We start from the raw sequence: 418 nt of genomic DNA on the forward strand, positions 1-418 counted from the left end.
CACCGTGCGCCGCTATCTTGCCCAGCGTGCTGAGCTGCTGGGCGCTATCCGTCTGCCCAATGATGCGTTCAAAAAGAATGCCGGTGCCGAGGTTGTATCGGACATCATTTTTCTCCAAAAGCGGGACCGTCCGCTGGACATCGTGCCGGAATGGACTCAGACCGGACAAACGGAGGATGGGTTTGCCATCAACCGGTATTTTATTGACCACCCGGAAATGGTGCTGGGCAGACAGGAGCGGGTAAGCACTGCTCATGGTATGGACTACACTGTGAATCCTATCGAGGGACTGGAGCTTTCCGACCAGCTGCATGATGCCGTGAAGTACATTCATGGTAACCATCTAAGCATTCGCCTCATGTCCTTTCTTTAATTCTCTGATTTTATCACGGCAGACTGCAGCGGTCTCATAGTCCTC

At 53.1% G+C, this 418-nt stretch carries 1 protein-coding gene and 1 pseudogene; one reads left to right on the forward strand and one right to left on the reverse strand.

The annotated features are described in order from the left end of the window. Positions 1-358, forward strand: a pseudogene (locus NE473_RS30350) (hypothetical protein); the annotation flags it as partial. Here the strand turns inward: NE473_RS30350 and NE473_RS30355 are convergent. Beyond that, a partial coding sequence (locus NE473_RS30355; protein ID WP_256265571.1) for a UvrB/UvrC motif-containing protein occupies positions 344-418 on the reverse strand: 75 nt, incomplete at its 5' end. The pseudogene NE473_RS30350 and the gene NE473_RS30355 sit on opposite strands and share 15 nt — an antisense overlap.

It is taken from the genome of Hungatella sp. SL.1.14 (assembly GCF_024460495.1).
Taxonomy (GTDB): domain Bacteria; phylum Bacillota; class Clostridia; order Lachnospirales; family Lachnospiraceae; genus Hungatella; species Hungatella hathewayi.